This is a genomic window from Streptococcus sp. 27098_8_148 (assembly GCF_041432105.1).
Classification (GTDB): Bacteria; Bacillota; Bacilli; order Lactobacillales; family Streptococcaceae; genus Streptococcus; species Streptococcus parasanguinis_AE.
Genome location: NZ_JAPVYY010000001.1, coordinates 18,102 through 36,173, shown reverse-complemented (window position 1 = coordinate 36,173; position 18,072 = coordinate 18,102). Strand labels below are relative to the sequence as shown.

The following is an 18,072-nucleotide window of genomic DNA, read 5'->3' as shown; positions in this document are numbered from 1 at the left end:
CTGGGCACTTTTTACCCAACCTCTGATTTATTTAATCCGAAATTTTTGTCTGAGACGTGCAGCTTGACCTCCGATAAAGCGGTCAAAATACCGTAGCCATAATCCTAAGGCTCCATAGATAACAACTCCTAATCCGCCAATGACGATGATATAAATCATGCTGGATACACGGCCATTTGGTGGGAAAATCCAGCCCAAAATCAAACCAGCGATCAAGACTCCAAGTAGCATCACCACAGTCAGGATAGAACCAAGCAAGGTCCGCTTGAAGACAATGGTGCGATTAAACTGAGTAATGGTTTGGATCTCCCGATACATGAGGACGATTGGCACCATTAAGGCAATGGTCGTTGACAAAAGCGGACCATAAGAACGAAAGACCAAAATAAATGGAATTTGGAGGACCAATTTCACCACTACCCCATAGAGGAAGTATCGAATGGCCTTGCGATTTTGAAAGAGGGCTTGAATCATTGGCGATAAGACCGTGTAAAGACCGAGAATTACGGTCTGCAACATCGCTACGATAAAGAGTCCTAAGGCCAAGCCATCGGGTTGCCCATAAAATACCGTATAAAGTGGTTTTGCGACTGCTACTGCACCAAAGGTGGCTGGAAGCAAGAAAGCGAGCAACATGGTCAAGTTATCCTGTACGAGCTTCCCAGCCGCTTTTAGATCCCCCTTCACATAATTCTCTGTCAAAAGAGGAATCCCAACTCCCCCAATCGAAGTCGCTACTGCGATCAAGATCATGGTAATTTTGTTTGGATTAGCAGAGAAATAACTAAACATGACCAAGAGCTGCTTTTGACTATAGTCTGTAAACCAAGACATGACATTGATAAAGGTCATCTGGTCAACAATTTGGAAGAGCTGAATCGCGGAACCTGTGATAATAAAAGGAATGGCCTCACGAATCGTATCGATCAAGAGAGCCCGAGTGTCAATCCCTTCACTTCCCTCTTGCTTTCTAAAAATAGAAGAGAGCAAACCTGTCTTTGCAAGGTAATAAAAGAGCACCAGAAGGCTCGCTCCCATCCCGATAAAGGCCGCAAAGGTCGACTGCGTCACAGCCTGCACGTAATCACCTGAGCCAATCTTCATAATGAAGAAGGTCGTGAGCAACATCCAGATGACCCGGATGACTTGTTCAGCGATCTGGCTAATGGCGTAAGGCTTCATGTTGTTAAAACCTTGGAAAAATCCCCGGATGACACTCATGGAAGGAAAGATCAAGACAGCCCAAGAAAGGCTCTGCATGATCGGAATCAACTCTTTTCCCCCACCTGAAAGGCTAGCAAAGACAGGAGATAAAAGATACATGAGAATGGCAAATCCAAGGCCTAGAATTCCCATGAATTTCAAGAATCCTCGAATCAAAGCAAAGCTATGATCGGCTTGGTCCCGAGTATTGTACTTGGCTACTTGCTTGGCAACGGCTACGGGTACTCCGGCTGTCGAAATCAAGAGAAACCAAGCATAGATATTGTAGCCCATTGTAAAAAGACCATTGGCTTGTGGCCCATATTTTCCCATCCAAATATACCAAGGAATAATATAAGCGGCTCCTAGCAAACGGCTGATAAAGTTGCTGGCTGTCATCCAGGCAGTCCCGCGTAGCATCTGGGCTTGCTGGTCATTTTGTTCGTGACTCATTGGTGTCCTCTTTCGTTTCTTCTTCTCTTCATTATAAACTTTTCCATGACACTTGTAAAATAGGGACTTTAGGTTTACAATAGTTTTATGATTACAATTGAACAAACCCTCAACATTTTAAAACATGACCAAAATTTCCGAGAAATTCTAGTAAATGGTGAATACTACTACCATCTAGAAGGAACAAGTTTTGATGCTATTAGCTATGATAGCCGGAAGGTTTCTGCTAGCACCCTCTTTTTTGTCAAAGGGGCCAACTTCAAAAAAGAATACCTGGAACAGGCTATTTCTAATGGACTCGGCTTTTATGTCTCTGAAAAAGATTATGAAGTTGGTATTCCTGCTATCCTCGTCAATGATATCAAACAGGCCATGAGCTTAATTGCCATGGAGTTTTATGGGCACCCTGAGAAACAATTAAAACTATTGGCCTTCACAGGGACTAAGGGAAAGACAACCGCGGCCTATTTTGCTTACCATATTTTGGAACAAAGTCACCGACCAGCTATGCTGTCTACCATGAATACGACACTGGATGGTAAAAACTTCTTTAAATCGACCCTGACAACGCCAGAGAGTTTGGATCTTTTTGCCATGATGGCTCAGGCAGTAGCCAATGATCGGACCCACCTGATTATGGAAGTTTCCAGTCAAGCTTATCTGGTGAAACGGGTTTACGGTCTGACTTTTGACGTTGGTGTTTTTCTCAACATCAGTCCTGACCATATTGGCCCGATTGAACACCCAACTTTTGAGGATTATTTCTACCACAAACGTCTCCTCATGAAGAACAGCCAAGCCGTTGTCATCAATAGTGATATGGATCATTTCCAAGTTTTAGCGGACCAAGTCGCGAACCAAGACCACGATTTTTATGGAAGCCAGTCTGAGAATCAAATTGAAAACTCTAAGGCCTTCAGCTTCTCAGCCACTGGTAAATTAGCTGGAAACTATGAAATCCAACTGATTGGACATTTCAACCAAGAAAATGCTGTAGCAGCAGGTCTTGCCTGCCTTCGCCTAGGTGCGAGCCTCGAGGATATCCAAAAAGGGATTGCTAAGACGCGCGTTCCAGGCCGAATGGAAGTCTTGACTCAGAAAAACGGCGCTAAGGTCTTCATCGACTACGCCCATAATGGAGATAGCTTGAAAAAACTGCTCTCAGTTGTCGAAACCCATCAAACAGGGACGATTTCACTGGTCCTTGGATCAACTGGTAATAAAGGAGAGAGCCGCCGCAAAGACTTTGGTTTACTCTTAGAAGACCATCCTGAGATCCAAGTCTTCCTCACAGCGGATGATCCCAACTATGAAGATCCTTTGGCTATCGCTGAAGAGATTAGTAGTTTTATCACGCGCCCTGTCGAGAAAATCGCAGATCGCGAACAAGCCATTCAAGTGGCTATGGCAACAACCAGCAAGCCTGAAGATGCCGTCATTATCGCCGGAAAAGGAGCGGATTGCTACCAAATCGTCAATGGCGTAAAAGAAGAGTATCCAGGTGACGCCGCCATTGCTGAACGTTATCTATAATCAAACGAAACAAGGCTAGGAAATTTTCCTAGCCTTGTTTATTATTTGATAAACATCAGTCTTTCCTTGTCCAAGTCCACTGCTAATTCATATTTGCCTTCAGCATTTTTGCGGATATAGCCTAAGACTTCTAAACTATCGACAAAGATGTCCTTGCGCTTTTGCTGGACTACTTCTTTTTTGAGGAACTTGAGCAAAAAGCTGGTCATATACTTGAGAGCATACTCAGGATTGACATCTCCCAAGATAGCATAGAGCTTTTCTTGCTCCTCCGTCAATGGGTATTGGTGAGCTACCTTATAAAAGTAATTGGAAAGGGTCTGTGCATGTCGCGCAAAGTCCGTCTCCTCCACCAAAATCGCTTCATTGGTACTATTGCGGAGTTCCGTTTGGAAGACCTTGGCTTTTAATTCTTGATAAACTGCACTGTCCTCTCGGACAAAGACCTCCTGATCCAAGTCAACAAGATCAGCTGACTCCAAGAAGGGCAGGTTGAGGGTGTAGCGTTTATTTTCTCGAAGTATGAAGCCCGCTTTGATATATTCCTCCATCAGCTTATCCACTGGTTGATCCGGAAATTGGGCCTTGATTTGCCGCAGGATCACATCGTCGTGCTGATCCAAAAAGTTGATCAAGTCCTTGAAAAATGGCTGACGTGTCAAACGTGTGGGATTAATGATTGTAATCATCCAAATACCTTTCTTTAAACTGTAGCTGTAGTGATTGGGCTAACTGACTAGGATTGGTCCCGGGCTGATCTAAAGGAACCGCTAGACCGAGCCCTCTGTAGTAATCTTCCCAAAACGGACTAATCTCCTGTTCCTCATCTCCGAACTTCATGGGAATGGTTTCAAAAATAGGGAGTAGTTCTGCGATGAACTGGGAACAGTAATAACCATCTCCATCCGGATAAAAGGAAGCATTGTAGGGAGCCCCTAAAAGGTTTTCTGCTCGCTTTTTGACTTCTTCGTGATCAATCTGCACATAGCGATAAAGGTCATATGCTTTCCCGTCTTCAAAGAAATCTTCGGGTGACTGGGAAAGAACACCACCTTCCACCGTGGCATGATAAATGGAGCCGTCCAAAAAGATGGCCACATGGCTATAATGACCAGTAGATGTCTGGATAGCCTGCCCCATTTCTGTATTTTCACTGACAAAAATCAAATCGCCCGTCTCTAACATGATCTTCTCCTAGCAAAAAAGGAGCCGAAACTCCTTTTAACGATGGTTTTCCCCATTTATCATTAAGCATTAAAGCTTTCTGTCAATTGTGGTACCACTTGTTTCTTACGTGAAACAGCACCTGGAAGGAAAGCGTGGTTGTTTTCAAGTTTGAAGTTGAAAGCTGCTTCTACCTTGTCCATGTTGGCACCAAGGGCCAAAATTTCTGAGTTTGAGTTGACGATGTCTGTAATCATCAAAACAAAGTCAGAGTATCCGTTAGCTGCATTTGCTGCTTGGATGGCTGCTTCGATTTCAGCTTGGCGTTCCAAGACTTCCGCAATATCAACTGTGTTCACTTGAGCCACACGAACATTGTTTCCGTTCAATTCAAAAGTCTTGGCATCGATGTCGATCAATTCTTCTGCTGATTTGCTTGCCAAGTTGGTACCAGCCTTGAGCATGGCAAGACCGTATTCTTCTAAGTTGACACCAGCCAATTCAGCCAATTCAGGCGCAATCACCTTATCAGATGGGTGTGTTGTTGGAGATTTCAAAAGAAGAGTATCTGAAATCAAACCTGAAAGCATCAAACCTGCCAATTCTTTTGGCACTGCTACACCGTGTTCTTTGAACATGCGGTAAACGATAGAAGATGCTGATCCAACTGGTTCCAAACGCATGTAAAGTGGGCTAGCAGTTTCGAAGTTAGCCACACGGTGGTGATCCACCACACCATATACTTCTACTTCAGCGATATCTGAAACAGATTGTTGGAATTCATTGTGGTCCGTCAAGATGACTTGCTCTGCACCTTCTGCTTTAGCAGATGTGATGACGCGTGGTGCTTCCACACCAAAATAGTCCAATACGAAAGCTGTTTCTTCATTTGGAGTTCCAAGAGCCACTGCTTCTGTATCCAAACCATAAGCTTCTTTTGCAAGATAAGCAAAAGCTACAGATGAGCCGATAGCATCTGAGTCAGGATTTTGGTGACCAAAAACGAGAATTTTTGACATGTTTCTACCTCTTTATTTCATTTATAGATTCACTCTATTTTAGCACGTTTTGCCATTTAAAGAAAGGGAATAGTTGTGCATTTCAATAGAAAAGACAGCTGGAGTGACCAACTGTCTATACGTTTTATCCTTTGACCCGTTTCAGGTAATCTTGGTAACTTTCTGTTTCCATCAAATCTTTTGCATTTTGGACCCGTTCTTTTGTCGGTGGTTTCACACCCTCCAATTTGTACGGAATTCCCAATTCACGCCATTTGAATTCCCCCATAGTATGGTAAGGAAGGATCTCAAATTTATCGACATTTTTAAGGGTTTTAACAAATTTTCCAAGCTCGATCAAATCATCATCTCGGTCTGTAAGCCCAGGCACCAAGACGTGGCGAATCCAAACGGGTTTTCCAATATCAGACAAGTACTTGGCACAGGCTAAAATCGTTTTATTGGTATGGCTGGTCACAATTTTGTGCCGTTCATCATTGATTTCCTTGATATCCAGAAGTACCAAGTCAGTCACTGCCATCAAGCGGTCAAATTTTTCCAAATAACGAGGCGTATTCCGGAAAGGAAGAGCACAGGTATCCAAAGTACAATGAATGCCCAACTCTTGAGCCTTGGTAAAAAGTGCAATCAAAAAGTCAATCTGCAAGAGGGCTTCTCCACCACTGACAGTGATTCCCCCTTTTTCGCCCCAAAATCCACGATAACGGAGGGCTTCTTCTAAGACATCATCCACCGTCCGCTCACGGGACTTGTTGGTTTCCATTGCCCAAGTATCTGGATTGTGGCAGTATTGACACCGCATTTGACAGCCTTGAAGGAAGACAATAAAGCGGATCCCAGGCCCGTCTACTGCACCAAAACTTTCTGTTGAGTGTACCATTCCTGTTACTTTTCCATAGTCAACTGTTTCATTTTCCATTGAGGAACCTCTTCTCTTGAAAACGTTTTATGATTTTATTATAACACGATTCCATCTATTTTAAAGAGTTTAAGCTTCTTTTTGAAAAGAAACTGTTCTTTTCAGTAGTTTTCATTGTCCTAGTACAGTTTCCAATATGGGACTATCTGTCCTGTATTTTAGGAGAAAAAAGGAGCCAGCGACTCCTTTTTTAGATCTTTCTTATAAAACACGTTAGTGAGTCATCCTTTTCTTCTTGTACCAGACAAGACTCATCGTAGCTATTGCCACTCCAAAAAGAGCTAGATAGCTTGTTTCTTGTCCAGTAGATGGAAGGATTTTCCGCTTGCCTGGTGTCTTGGTTTCTGTTGTGGCCTCTTCCTTGTCGTCTTGCTTCTCATCTTCGTTCTTGCCCTTCTCTTTGCTTTCAGATGTTGAACTCTTTTGTTCATTGGCTTGGGTCTGATGAGAGACAAGTTGAGATCCTGTATTCGATGAAGAAGAGCTGGTTTGATCCGTTGGTTGTCCTGTATTTCCTTGTTGATCATCCGTCGGCATTCCTGGAGTTTGTGCTCCACTAAAGTCGATTTGGACTAAGACAGGATCATGGTCTGATGCACGACCATGTTCCTTCATAAAGGAAGCATTGATATGGACTGGTTCAAACCTTGCTTTAGCTGCCATGTTGTTTGAGATAAAAATGTTATCCAAAACTTGATTGCTTCCACGGTAGAAATAAGAATAGCGATCGCCTACATCATGTTGAGCCATTAAGTTGGTTAGTTCACTACCCGCAAGGATCTGTGCCGTGGTTGAGAAATCGTAGTCATTAAAATCACCCGTCAAAACAAAGGTGGTCTTCGGATTTTGCTTCAAGCCTTCTTGGACGAATTGATGGATGACACTGGCTTGTGCTTCACGAGTTGGCAAGGTATGTTCCACTGCTGGTTGGCTTGCCCCATAAATAGCATCATCTCCAATTTTTGATTTCAAGTGATTGGCAATCACCACAACTGGTTGACCTTTGAATTCAAATTCAACGGCTAAGGACTTGCGAGTATGATCAAACGATGGGTCATTAGGGGCAATCCGAGCTGGATTTTTAACCAGGTGTCCCTTGTCAAATTGCGCTGCCTCGTTGCTAGTTGCTGCCTCTTTTTTGGCTAAGCTCACGCGTTCTGGATTGTAGAGGATTCCCAAACGAATATTGGAACCAGGCTTTCCTCCGTCAGCGCCATCTACTGGAGCAACCTCCGTATACTCATAGCTCTTACCCCCCAATTCCTTGATCCGATTGGCTAGTTTGCGTCCACTTTCAACACCTCTGGTCGTTCCGTCATCCACACTACCATTATTGTCCTGCACTTCGATCAAAGTAATGATGTCTGGATTGTGAATTTCATGGATAAAGGAATTGGCAATCAGCGTCACCTTATCCTCTGGGGTTTCATTTTTGGCATTGTTGGCCGAGAAATTTTCAATATTGTAGGAAGCGATGGTCAGCTTGTCCTCACTTGGTTGCGTTTGAGCTGCTTGACGCTGCAAGCCACCATCTTGGACCGTCAACTGTTGAGTGGGCTCTAACTTATAAAAGCTATTCCGATACGTTACCACTCCTGTCACATCTTCTACAAAGTAATCCTTTGCTTTTGCGACAAACTGATTCCCAACATAAATCGGGATCGTCACTGTATTTTGCGCATGTGGCCGTAGATTCAGACCTCCAATATTGTTTAAAGGAAGGCCTGTGAAATCTTCTCCCAATACATAGATATCTCCTTTGTACTGGGGACCAAGGACATGCGGTTTCTTCACCACTGTGAGCATTCCTTCCAGGCTTTCCCAATAATCGAGGGCATCGGTTTCTGGAGCATAAGCAGTCGGATTAGGCTTCACATCTGCTGGCATGCCCGCAGTGATATTCACAGCTTCTGGAAGAGGGGCTGACCCATCTTTGGTGATCCAAGTGTCAACCAACATGGTCACCGTTAAACTATTCGTCGGTTCCTTAAAGGTCTTCCCGGCTCCCAAAGTGACTTCCTCCATATAGCCTTCCTTGACGGTACCGGTGATTTTCACCTTATCGCCGACTTTCACCTTGTATTTGGAAACAACATAAATCCCATCTGAAGTACGGCTATTGCCATCCGATTCAATATCTTGGGCATAAAAACCATAGCGGTCTGTCTTAGTCACCACTGCATTTTTGATGGCTACCTTTTGGCCTTCCAGTGGAGAGCGTTGCGCTTCCCCTTGAATGTCCCCGATCTTAACCGTTTTCTCCTCAGCAGCGTCTGAGGAACTGCTAGATGTCTCTTCTTTATCACTCGAAGCTCTCGTCGTTGCTTCTGTAGTTGTTGTAGCAGAAGTCGAATCATTTGTAGTTGCCTCCTCGCTACTAGTGTTCGTCACAAGCTCTGGCTCTGAAGTTGAAGCTGTGGTCTCGTCTGCAACTACCGTGAGGGCACTACTGAAGACCCCCAACTGACTAGCCAATAAGGTGGCTAGTCCCAGCAAGCGAATCTTTTTACCGTTATTTTTCATGCTTTTCTCCATCCCTAAAAAATTTTCCTCTTTTATTATAAGGGAATAATTTTGCATTTTCAAGCGCTTTCAAAAATGTTATTCAAAAAAACAGACAAGCGAGTCCAAATCATGAAAAAATACCAACAAATCTACCAAATTTTAAAAGAGCAAATACTAGAAGAAAAATATCTAGTCGGGGATTTTCTGCCTAGTGAGAACGACTTAAAAGAGCACTACCAGGTCAGTCGCGATACCATCCGTAAAGCCCTCAAGCTCTTGCAGGAAGAAGGCTTTATCGAGACTGTTCAAGGAATGGGGTCGCAAGTTTCTAGACAAGCTCACTTTGACTTCCCCGTTTCCCAATTAACCAGCTATCAAGAAATCGTCAAAGCTTCTGGTCTTCGCTCAGAAACCAATGTCATTCGTTTGGAACAAATCAGTATCGATGAAAAAGGAGCTAAAAAGACAGGTTTCCCTCTTCACCGTTTGGTTTGGAAAGTAACCCGGCAACGGGTGGTGGATGGTGTCGCTTCTGTCTTAGATATTGATTACCTAGACAGAGAGCTGATCCCTGGCCTGACCAAGGAAATTGCCCAGCACTCTATCTACCACTATATAGAAGAAGACTTGAAATTGCAGATTGGCTATGCCAAAAAAGAAATCTTGATTTCACCAATCGATAATCGTGACAAAATCTTACTGGATCTTGGAAAAGACAAACACGTGGTAACTGTCCGTTCCCAAGTTCACCTAGCAGACGGACGCCAATTCCAATTCACCGAAAGCCGACACAAATTAGACAAGTTTCATTTTGTCGACTATGCAGAGCGGAGGAAATAAAAAGGAGGCTGGGACAAAAGTCCTAGCCTCTCAGTTATCTTTGGATTGTCGAGCAAGACGCAGTGGTTGAGTGGGCTCTACTACGCTGATTTCATCAGCTTTTACAGCCCTACTCAACTGTGCGGAGGTGGGACGACGAAATCGAATTCTAACGAATGACCGATTTCTGTCCCACTCTCTTTTATTTTATCCTAATACCAATTCATCACTAACCAGGGTTTCACCACTGTTTTGTTGGAAGAGGCGCATCAAATCTTCAACCGTTAGGTTTTTCTTTTCTTCTCCTTTGACGTCGACAACGATCTTGCCTTGGTAGAGCATGATCAAGCGGTTGCCGTATTCGATAGCATGGTTCATATCATGCGTAATCATCAAGGTTGTCAAATCATGGCTTTCCACGATCTTTTGTGTCAATTCCATGACCATTTCACTGGTCTTGGGATCAAGCGCTGCGGTATGTTCATCCAGAAGCAAGAGTTTGGGTTTAACCAAGGCTGCCATGACCAAAGTCAAAGCTTGACGTTGCCCACCAGATAGATATTGAGTATCGACTTTGAGACGGTTCTCTAAACCAATGTTCAATTCCTTCAAGGCTTCACGGAAACATTCGCGATCCTTCTCCCGAACTCCCCAGCCCAACCCACGAGATTTTCCACGACGTTGGGCAATGGCCATATTTTCTTCAATGGTCAAACGAGAAGCTGTCCCCATTTTAGGATCTTGGAAGACACGCGCAATATCTTTCGCACGCTTCCGAACACTCGTATTTTTGATGGAGTTACCCTCTAGCAAGATATCCCCTTCATCCACGACTAGATTTCCTGCCAAGATGTTCATCAAGGTTGATTTCCCAGCTCCATTTCCACCGATGACCGAAATGAAGTCCCCTTCTTCTACTTGGAGATCCAATCCTTTTAAGACGTGGTTTTCATTAACCGTTCCTGCTTCAAATGTCTTATGAATGCCTTCAATTGATAATAATGTTGCCATACTTTTCTCCTACTTATTTCCTAACTTCAATCCGCGAACACGAAGCCGTTTTTGCGCCTCAGGAGCGAACAAGACAATTGCGAGCAAGATCGCATTGAAGAGACGAACCATATTTTGATCGAGATTTGGGATCTCGTATATATTTAAGATAATCAAACGATAAACAATGGCTCCAACCCCGATTGAAAGCAAGCGCCAACCAATGGTCAATTCGTGGATCAAAACCTCAGCGATAATCACCGCACTCAAGCCAACCACGATCGTCCCTGTCCCAGAAGTCACATCTGAGAAACCATCATTTTGAGCAAACATAGCGCCACAAAGGGCAATCAAGCCATTTGAAATCATGTAGCCCAACATCTTCATGTTGTCCACATTGACCCCATTAGCCTCACTCATCGGAATGTTATCACCTGTCGAGCGCAGAACCAAGCCAAGTTGCGTCTTCATTAAGAGGGTCAACAAGATACATACGATGATCAAGCAGGAAATACTAATCAAAAAGACAGCTTCTTCATTAGAAAGTCCAAATTTCATGACACTCTTGAAAATGGTACCTGCATCTCCAATAGAAAGGTTAGGAACCCCTCCCATAATTTTGATATTGATAGAGTAGAGCCCCGTCAAAGTGACAATCCCTGTCAAGAGGGCTGGAATTTTCATTTTTGTATGGAGAACCCCAGAAACCAAGCCTGCAATCATCCCTGCTAAAAAGCCCAACAAGGTTGCAACCCAAGGGTTTCTTCCCGCTTGAATTTGTGAGGCTACAACTGCTGCCCCAAGTGGAAAGGCTCCTTCTGCCGTCATATCGGCAATATCTAAAATTCGAAATGTTAAGTAAACACCGATCGCCATGATCGACCACAATAAACCTTCTGATAAACTTGATAAAACGAAATTCATCTCAAACCTCCTATTTTTCTACCTTCAACGAGCTAATATCAATTCCAAGCTCTTTAGCCATCTCTTTATTGGTATGCAATTCTAATTTTTCAGGTGTTTCAACTGCGACTTTTCCAGTTTTCTCACCCTTCATGATGCGAACAGCCATCCGAGCAGCTTGTCTTCCCAATTCCTCATAATCGGTACCAAAGTTGTACAAACCACCAGTAGCCACCATCTCAGCAGACCCACCAAAAACTGGCACCTTATGGCTGATAGAAACCTGTTTGACAGTGTCCATTGTAGAAGAGATAATATTGTCCGTCGGAACAAAGACGATATCTGCCTCTGACATGATACTGTCTGCTGCAGCTTTCACATTGTTACTATCAAGAATTGTTTTTTCAACCACTTGATAGCCTTTAGCTTCTAAGATCTTCTTCGCATTGTCTTTTTGGACGACGGAGTTAGGCTCACTTTGCGTATAGAGAATCCCAACTGTTTTCGCCGTTGGAAGCACTTGCTTAATCATGTCTACCTGTGTAGCGATCGCATCTTCTGACTGGTCACTTGTCCCTGTGATATTGCCACCTGGTTCTTTCAAGTTTTTCACCAATTTCGCTGCCAAAGGATCTGTGACAGCTGAGAAGACAATAGGTGTTGATTTAGTGGTATTAGCCAAACTTTGTGCAGAAGGGGTTGCAATCGCAAAGACTAGATCACTTTCTTCTGCCAATTGTTTAGAAATATTTTTCAGATTTCGTTGCTCCCCTTGAGCATTTTGGAAATCGATCTGAATATTTTTCCCATCTACATAACCCTCTTTCTTCAACTCCTCGATAAAGCCTTTTCGTGTCGCATCGAGCGACTTATGGGTGATGTACTGGGAAATCCCAATTCGAAAGACATTGTCTTTTTTAGTATCCTTTAGATTGTGTAAGGTCACCAATGATGTTAACAGAAGTCCTACAACCAGGACAGGTGCTAGCAATTTTTTCACTACTTTCATTTATTGACTCCTTTTCTGCAAAATAAACAAAAAATCCGCTTAGATGATACTCTAAACGGATGCTTGAAATTCTCCAACAAGTTACAAAACCTCGGTCCATTTAGATACTAGCTCTATGGACCATCATCAAAAATCTTAGCCACATAGATACAAACAAATTGCTTGGGTTGTTTGCATCCATGAGATCATGTCTACAAACACTATCTAAAGTAGCTAAAGTAAAATTTTTGAGTTGAAATGGCTTGTTGCTTCATGTTTATTTTCTGCTTTCTTTTTTTATGGGTATTATCTTACCTTAATTTTTTTTGGCTGTCAAGACTATTTCAGAAATTTTTGAAATTTTTTGAAAATTCAACTGGTCCTGACAAGAAAAAAACAGAGGCTGGAACACGTCCAGGCCTCTATTTTTTAATCTTCTTTTGATTTAGTTTCTTCATCTTCCTCGACGATTTCAGAAATTTCAACTTTCACCTTGGTCACACGACCATTTTTTACTTTGTCGTTTGTCAAAATGAGGTGTTTCTTTTGACTATCGACTTCACAGCTGAGTCGCTCTTTCAAGGTTGGAATTCGCCCAACCTCTGTCAGATAATACCCTGCAATGGTATCCACATCATCACTTTGCAACTCAACATCAAAATATTCGTTAAAGTCATTTAGTGACATGGCTCCTTGTACGACATAGGTATTGTCCGCAATTTCAAAGACATCAATTTCTGCTTTGTCAGTCTCATCGTCAATTTCACCGACTATTTCTTCCAAAAGGTCTTCAAGAGTAACCAAACCAGACATCCCACCATATTCATCAAGCAGAATAGCCATTTGATTTTGGGTATTGCGCAATTCCTTCAAAAGATCATCCACAAAAATGGTCTCTGGAACAAACAAAGGTTCTTGTAAAATCTTTCTTAAGACAATATTATCAAAGCCATTGATAAATCCTTCGTTCAAGAGACGTTTGGTATGGATGAGACCGATGACATTGTCCTTGTCATCATCATAGACAGGAATCCGTGAAAAGTTTTGCTTAAGGATACTTTCAATGATTTCTTTGGTATCATCATTGATATCAACCATGAAGGCATCTGTCCGTGGCACCATGACTTCACGCGCTACCATTTCATCTAATGAAAAGATCCCTTGGAGCATCTCAATCTCGTCCGCATCTAGTGTTGCTTCACTATTGGTCAGCATATACTCGATTTCATCCCGCGTCATCTTTTCATCCGGATCATCGAATTCCATTGGCGTGATACGGCTCAAAAGGTTGGTCGACGCTGAAAGCAACCAAACAAAGGGGCTAACAATTTTTCCTAATAAAATGACAATCGGAGCTGTTCGAACAGCTAACTCATCTTTCAGGTTCATGGCGATTCGTTTCGGATAGAGTTCACCAAATACGATCGAAATATAAGTCAAAAACGCTAGAGATAAAAAGCTTCCAGCTGCAATAGCCGTTTTAGTATTGCCCATCCATCCAGCAATGACATGTCCAAGGCTATCCGCAAGACTCGCCCCAGATAAGATGGTAATCAAGGTGATCCCCACCTGAATAGTGGATAAGAAATGGTTCGGTTGCTCCAATACGCTAAGAAGACGAATGTATTTTTTATCTCCTTCTTCAGCCTTTTGCTCTACACGAGAGCGATTCAACGATACCATTGACATTTCAGTCGCCGAGAAAAAGGCGTTCAATAATGTCAAAACAATCAATAAAATAAATTCCAGTAAAATTTCCTGACTGCCAGGGTCTTCCATGGATAATTTCCTCCAGTATATAATATTGTATATTATACCACAAAATAGGAGAGCCTGCATTCTTCTATAAAATTTTCTTTTTTTACCATCAAAAAATCAGGACCAAGTCCTGATTTTAGTGTTCTGCACTGGTAAAATCATAAAAGAAGGCATTGAGTTTTTCAACTAGCTCAAGCGATGAGAGACTACTTGTACAAATAAATGGTTTTTTCTTTAATTCAGGCATCATAAAGTTGGCTACCACCACATCTGCATCCGAAGCTTCGATATCGTTTACGGTTAGATTGTACTTGATCATCTGCGTAAATTCAAAGTTATCCGTACAGTAGAAATCTAGGAAATCAATCATGGATTTGGCATGGTGATCGTCAAAACGACTGATAATCAAGACCTTAATAGACTTCCGACGGCGCAATAACTGTGGTAAGAGACGTTCCCAGTGAGTGTAGACCGTGTAGATCATGTGCTTGATGATCTCATCATTCAGATCATGCTTCATGGTCTTCATATAAGTGATGATATGCTCCCTCAAATCATCATAGAAGGCTGGGAAGATGCTCATGAAATCTTCGTTGGTATTGGTCTTGGTATCAAATAAGAGAAACTCAGAGAATAATTCCTTCCGATCGAGATGAGACGTGTTATGGACATGCATCAACATCTCATCAAGATTTTCAATGTCTAAATCATAGGTATAGCATAGATCCTTGAACATATCTCTGATGAGCGTCGTTGATTCTTTGGCATAAGAATCTGTTTCTGCAGCTTCGATCAAGCTTTCTGGGCTGAAATAGAAATTTTCTTGAATGAAGATGATGAAGAATTGCTCCAGCACTTTTTCATTCAACTCGACACCCAACTGCAAGCTAAAGTAGCGCAACATCTCCTCGACATTGGTCACCCCTTGATACTGGTCCTTATACACATCATAGTTCGTTGGCATGTCAATAAAATAGCCTTGCTTAATCCGTGACAAGTAGACTGTCAAGAGAACTTTATAAGACCTGAGTACAGAGAAGGTCAATGGATAGCCATAGAGCTTGAAGAAGAAGGTGATCAAATCGGTCACAGCCTCTTCCTTAAATTCTGGGAAAGGCCACTCCATATAGTAATAACGCTCTGCAAAATATTGGGCATAAAAGAAACGAACGTCAATCTCATCTCCGACAAGGTTCAAGGGTTTCAAATCAATCTTTACATTGTATTTGGTTTGAAGCTTCTGATTAATCGTCCGAATCAAGCGGTAGAAAGATTGGTAACTCAAATCAAACTTTCTGCAAATATATTCATTGGAAACATCCTTGTTGAAAAAGAGATATTCAATCAAAGCAAAGGCTTGTGATTCTTTAAAAAAGTGATGGTAAATCACCTCAAGCCCAACCGAATCCTCATAACTGATCTTGATCCCATTGGTAGATGATTCAATTAAAAAGTCATCAAATGTACTACGAAGATTAGACAAATCTTCTTTTAACGAACGTTCTGTACAATCCAAACGCTTGGCCAACTCTTTCAAGTGGAACCATCTTTTTTCCTTAATCAAGATTTCCAATAATTGCAATTGCCGTCTTTGTTTTTTCGATAAGAGCAGTCTCATCTTTTCCTACCTTTTCATATTTTCTTTCAAAATCACTTATATTTTAACACATTTCATAGCACTTGTTGACTTTTTTCCAGCATTTTTTCAAAAAACTGTACAAAAAAGACTCCAAGGCCCATATAGGCGCTAGAGTCTATGATTTATTAATGATACCAAATTCTTCTTTTTTCTTCTGCTCCTTAGCAGCACGGTGGTTATCATAAAGATTTACCAAGAATTTTACAATTTCTTTTCCAATCGAATAGACTGGAATCGCAACGACCATCCCGATAATGCCGTAAATATTACTTGAGAGCAATAAGAGAACCATAATGGTAATCGGGTGAACCTTCATCACGCCTCCAACGATACGCGGATAAAGAATATTCCCATCGATCTGCTGGATAATCAACATGTAAATGACTGCTTTGATCATCATATCCATATCTGTGAAGGCATAGGTGATGATCATCGGAATCAACCCGATGGTTGGTCCTACATATGGAATGAGATTGGCCAATCCAGAAAAAATGGCAAAGACCAAAGCATACTTCAATCCAATAAAACTATAGCCAATGTAGGCTAGGGTTCCAATGATAAAGGCATCGATCGAAATCCCACTAATATAGCGAGAGACCGTTTCATTCAAACTAATCAAGAGGCTTGAAATGTGGAGTTTGTCATTGCGTAAAATGGTCCGCTCCAACATCGGTAATAACTTCTTCCCATCGACCAAGAAATAAACTAAGAAGACAGGGGTCATGATCAAGATAAAGACCGTATTAACAATGGTGTTAACCACACTTCCTAAACTGTTGGTCACACTATTCAAGAGATTTTGTAGGATATCCATATAAGAGAGATTCAACTGCTGAATCGTCGACTGGATATTCACATTCTGGAACAAAGGATTGGTCGAGAGTTTTCGAACCAAACTTTGAACTTCCCAGTAAAGTCCTTGAGTTGAATTGATCAAACTGGTTAACTGATTGATTAAGATGGGGAGCAGATAAAAGATCCCTAAGCCAATGATCCCAAACAACAGAACTAAGGTGATCAAAATACCAAACACACGCTTGATTTTTAAGTGTTTTTCCAACAATTCAACAATCGGATTGGTAATGTAATATAAAAAACCTGCAATTAAAAATGGTAAGAGGATGGTATTCAGAACAGATACAAATGGAGAAATTAAAGTCCCCATTGATTTCCAAATATAGAAAATCACCGTCAATAATAAGATCTCACATGTCCAGAATAACAATTTACTATTTCGAAACATTCCTTACCTCCTGTTTTCTATTCTACCATATTTTATGATAGAATAAAGGAGATTTTAATCAAAAGGATGAAGTTATGAATAATTTGATTGAACTACAAGACGTCAATTTGATCCGCAATGGAAAAGCCCTTTTAAAAGAGATTAACTGGCAAGTAAAAGAAAATGAATGTTGGGCGATTTTAGGCTTAAATGGAGCAGGAAAATCGACCCTCCTCAAACTGCTCATGTCTGAATACTGGGCTAGTTCTGGCCAGGTAACGGTCCTTGGAACCCGCTTTGGAGAAGGGGGTATTCCTGAGTTACGTAAGCGTATTGGGATCGTTAGCTCCTTTATTTCAGAAAGACTGCCAGAACATCTTTTGACAGAGCAAATTGTCCTAACTGGTCAATACAAGAGCAGTATTTTATATGCTGCATACGGGGAGGAAGAACTGAACTGGGCACGGGATATGCTAACTTCAATTGGGGCTAGCTCTTTGATCGGCCGCAAATACCGTGAGCTCTCCCAGGGAGAAAAGCAGACCGTTCTCATTGCACGAAGCCTCATGGACCAGCCAGATCTGATCATTTTTGACGAAGCTTCTAGTGGATTGGATCTCTTTGCCAGAGAAAAGCTCCTCCGTCAGATCCATCATATCAAACAACTGGATCACGCGCCTACCATGATCTACGTCACCCATCATGCCGAGGAAATTACAACAGACATGACCCATGTCCTCTTACTCAAACATGGCCAAGTGGTCGAGCAAGGACCAAAGGAAAAGATCCTAACTCCCCATGTCCTTAGCCAATTTTATGAAGCACCAGTATCCCTTATTGATCTTGGTGATGAGCGACTCTTTGTCAAACCAGAAATCGCACACTGAAAAGAAAATGAATAAAGCAAAAAGTGCCAAGATTCTCATCTTAGCACTTCGAGAGTATAGACAAACAGTT

General features: G+C 42.0%; 15 protein-coding genes. 3 read left to right on the top strand and 12 right to left on the bottom strand.

Features of this window, described 5'->3' with window-relative positions; all coding sequences use genetic code 11:
- Nucleotides 1-27: 27 nt before the first annotated feature.
- Complete coding sequence (locus O3646_RS00185; protein WP_031574286.1) at nt 28-1,656, bottom strand: polysaccharide biosynthesis protein; 1,629 nt, start codon at nt 1,654-1,656, stop codon at nt 28-30.
- Nucleotides 1,657-1,743: 87 nt separating this feature from the next.
- Between O3646_RS00185 and O3646_RS00180 the strand changes: the two genes are divergently transcribed.
- The gene (locus O3646_RS00180; RefSeq protein WP_371610341.1) at nt 1,744-3,189 is read left to right on the top strand and encodes a UDP-N-acetylmuramoyl-L-alanyl-D-glutamate--L-lysine ligase; all 1,446 of its coding nucleotides are present in this window, start codon (nt 1,744-1,746) and stop codon (nt 3,187-3,189) included.
- 41 nt (nt 3,190-3,230) lie between these two features.
- Here the strand turns inward: O3646_RS00180 and O3646_RS00175 are convergent, their stop codons facing one another.
- The 5 genes from O3646_RS00175 to O3646_RS00155 form a co-directional block, all read right to left on the bottom strand.
- Nucleotides 3,231-3,878: a DUF1803 domain-containing protein gene (locus O3646_RS00175; RefSeq protein WP_371610340.1), complete on the bottom strand. Its 648-nt coding sequence runs from the start codon at nt 3,876-3,878 to the stop codon at nt 3,231-3,233.
- Nucleotides 3,862-4,374: a YiiX/YebB-like N1pC/P60 family cysteine hydrolase gene (locus O3646_RS00170; RefSeq protein WP_195424111.1), complete on the bottom strand. Its 513-nt coding sequence runs from the start codon at nt 4,372-4,374 to the stop codon at nt 3,862-3,864. The genes O3646_RS00175 and O3646_RS00170 overlap by 17 nt, the downstream gene beginning before the upstream one ends.
- A 62-nt stretch (nt 4,375-4,436) precedes the next feature.
- The gene (locus O3646_RS00165; protein WP_003005572.1) at nt 4,437-5,372 is read right to left on the bottom strand and encodes a manganese-dependent inorganic pyrophosphatase; all 936 of its coding nucleotides are present in this window, start codon (nt 5,370-5,372) and stop codon (nt 4,437-4,439) included.
- A gap of 124 nt (nt 5,373-5,496) precedes the next feature.
- Nucleotides 5,497-6,291 (bottom strand): pyruvate formate-lyase-activating protein, encoded by a 795-nt coding sequence (gene pflA, locus O3646_RS00160; RefSeq protein WP_003005017.1) that lies wholly within the window; start codon nt 6,289-6,291, stop codon nt 5,497-5,499.
- 213 nt (nt 6,292-6,504) lie between these two features.
- Nucleotides 6,505-8,814 carry an endonuclease/exonuclease/phosphatase family protein gene (locus tag O3646_RS00155; RefSeq protein WP_371610339.1) on the bottom strand — a complete coding sequence of 770 codons (2,310 nt, stop codon included), beginning with the start codon at nt 8,812-8,814 and terminating at the stop codon, nt 6,505-6,507.
- 111 nt (nt 8,815-8,925) lie between these two features.
- On the opposite strand from O3646_RS00155, the gene treR reads away from it, so the two are divergent.
- Nucleotides 8,926-9,636 (top strand): trehalose operon repressor, encoded by a 711-nt coding sequence (treR, locus tag O3646_RS00150; RefSeq protein ID WP_371610338.1) that lies wholly within the window; start codon nt 8,926-8,928, stop codon nt 9,634-9,636.
- 186 nt (nt 9,637-9,822) lie between these two features.
- Here treR and O3646_RS00145 read toward each other — a convergent pair whose 3' ends face one another.
- From O3646_RS00145 to O3646_RS00120, 6 genes are all read right to left on the bottom strand, one after another.
- Nucleotides 9,823-10,626 (bottom strand): ABC transporter ATP-binding protein, encoded by an 804-nt coding sequence (locus O3646_RS00145; RefSeq protein WP_195424107.1) that lies wholly within the window; start codon nt 10,624-10,626, stop codon nt 9,823-9,825.
- A 9-nt stretch (nt 10,627-10,635) separates the two neighbouring features.
- Complete coding sequence (locus O3646_RS00140) at nt 10,636-11,529, bottom strand: ABC transporter permease (protein ID WP_195424105.1); 894 nt, start codon at nt 11,527-11,529, stop codon at nt 10,636-10,638.
- A gap of 10 nt (nt 11,530-11,539) precedes the next feature.
- On the bottom strand, nt 11,540-12,517 hold the full coding sequence (locus O3646_RS00135) for an ABC transporter substrate-binding protein (RefSeq protein WP_195424103.1): 978 nt from the start codon (nt 12,515-12,517) through the stop codon (nt 11,540-11,542).
- A 408-nt stretch (nt 12,518-12,925) separates the two neighbouring features.
- Nucleotides 12,926-14,275 carry a hemolysin family protein gene (locus O3646_RS00130; protein ID WP_031574335.1) on the bottom strand — a complete coding sequence of 450 codons (1,350 nt, stop codon included), beginning with the start codon at nt 14,273-14,275 and terminating at the stop codon, nt 12,926-12,928.
- Nucleotides 14,276-14,390: 115 nt separating this feature from the next.
- Nucleotides 14,391-15,872, bottom strand: a complete 1,482-nt coding sequence (locus tag O3646_RS00125; protein ID WP_371610337.1) for a M protein trans-acting positive regulator PRD domain-containing protein — start codon at nt 15,870-15,872, stop codon at nt 14,391-14,393.
- A 136-nt stretch (nt 15,873-16,008) separates the two neighbouring features.
- Nucleotides 16,009-17,136, bottom strand: a complete 1,128-nt coding sequence (locus O3646_RS00120; protein ID WP_003008322.1) for an AI-2E family transporter — start codon at nt 17,134-17,136, stop codon at nt 16,009-16,011.
- A 74-nt stretch (nt 17,137-17,210) separates the two neighbouring features.
- On the opposite strand from O3646_RS00120, the gene O3646_RS00115 reads away from it, so the two are divergent.
- On the top strand, nt 17,211-18,002 hold the full coding sequence (locus O3646_RS00115; RefSeq protein WP_024054785.1) for an ABC transporter ATP-binding protein: 792 nt from the start codon (nt 17,211-17,213) through the stop codon (nt 18,000-18,002).
- Nucleotides 18,003-18,072 lie beyond the last annotated feature (70 nt).

What these genes read in the sequence shown, in the direction of transcription:
- O3646_RS00180 (WP_371610341.1), top strand. Translation starts at nt 1,744, where the DNA reads ATGATTACAATTGAACAAACCCTCAACATTTTAAAACATGACCAAAAT.
- O3646_RS00115 (WP_024054785.1), top strand. Translation starts at nt 17,211, where the DNA reads ATGAATAATTTGATTGAACTACAAGACGTCAATTTGATCCGCAATGGA.
- O3646_RS00155 (WP_371610339.1), bottom strand. Translation starts at nt 8,814, where the DNA reads ATGAAAAATAACGGTAAAAAGATTCGCTTGCTGGGACTAGCCACCTTA.
- O3646_RS00135 (WP_195424103.1), bottom strand. Translation starts at nt 12,517, where the DNA reads ATGAAAGTAGTGAAAAAATTGCTAGCACCTGTCCTGGTTGTAGGACTT.
- O3646_RS00175 (WP_371610340.1), bottom strand. Translation starts at nt 3,878, where the DNA reads ATGATTACAATCATTAATCCCACACGTTTGACACGTCAGCCATTTTTC.
- O3646_RS00120 (WP_003008322.1), bottom strand. Translation starts at nt 17,136, where the DNA reads ATGTTTCGAAATAGTAAATTGTTATTCTGGACATGTGAGATCTTATTA.
- O3646_RS00125 (WP_371610337.1), bottom strand. Translation starts at nt 15,872, where the DNA reads ATGAGACTGCTCTTATCGAAAAAACAAAGACGGCAATTGCAATTATTG.
- treR (WP_371610338.1), top strand. Translation starts at nt 8,926, where the DNA reads ATGAAAAAATACCAACAAATCTACCAAATTTTAAAAGAGCAAATACTA.
- O3646_RS00165 (WP_003005572.1), bottom strand. Translation starts at nt 5,372, where the DNA reads ATGTCAAAAATTCTCGTTTTTGGTCACCAAAATCCTGACTCAGATGCT.
- O3646_RS00185 (WP_031574286.1), bottom strand. Translation starts at nt 1,656, where the DNA reads ATGAGTCACGAACAAAATGACCAGCAAGCCCAGATGCTACGCGGGACT.
- O3646_RS00145 (WP_195424107.1), bottom strand. Translation starts at nt 10,626, where the DNA reads ATGGCAACATTATTATCAATTGAAGGCATTCATAAGACATTTGAAGCA.
- O3646_RS00170 (WP_195424111.1), bottom strand. Translation starts at nt 4,374, where the DNA reads ATGTTAGAGACGGGCGATTTGATTTTTGTCAGTGAAAATACAGAAATG.
- pflA (WP_003005017.1), bottom strand. Translation starts at nt 6,291, where the DNA reads ATGGAAAATGAAACAGTTGACTATGGAAAAGTAACAGGAATGGTACAC.
- O3646_RS00140 (WP_195424105.1), bottom strand. Translation starts at nt 11,529, where the DNA reads ATGAATTTCGTTTTATCAAGTTTATCAGAAGGTTTATTGTGGTCGATC.
- O3646_RS00130 (WP_031574335.1), bottom strand. Translation starts at nt 14,275, where the DNA reads ATGGAAGACCCTGGCAGTCAGGAAATTTTACTGGAATTTATTTTATTG.